The 285-nt window shown below is 67.0% G+C and carries 1 protein-coding gene; it reads left to right on the top strand.

The features are described from left to right. A partial coding sequence (locus DUT91_RS26015; protein ID WP_160113734.1) for a hypothetical protein occupies nt 1-285 on the top strand: 285 nt, incomplete at both ends.

The raw sequence follows: 285 nt of genomic DNA, 5'->3' as shown, positions 1-285 counted from the left end.
GCCGGAACCACGCCGGATATCGGCACGCTCCAGGTCGATTTCGCGCAAACCGTGACCCTGCCCGGCGCCGGCACGATGACGCTCACGTCCACCGATGGCACCGACAACCTGACGGAGGGCCAGCCGCACCAGTTGACGTGCACCTATCGGGACAGCAGCGGCAATCTGGTCCCGGCCAACACCAAGGTGCTGTGGTACGCCGCGCCGTCGGACAAGCTCACCTTCAAGGGCGGCAGCGGCGCCACCGGGTTCGACAGCAAGAACACCTCCTACACCCAAGGCGCC

This window comes from Paramesorhizobium salinisoli, from assembly GCF_003335045.1.
Taxonomy (GTDB): domain Bacteria; phylum Pseudomonadota; class Alphaproteobacteria; order Rhizobiales; family Rhizobiaceae; genus Paramesorhizobium; species Paramesorhizobium salinisoli.
Note: the sequence above shows the minus strand (reverse complement) of the source record. Positions and strands in the feature narration are given on the sequence as shown.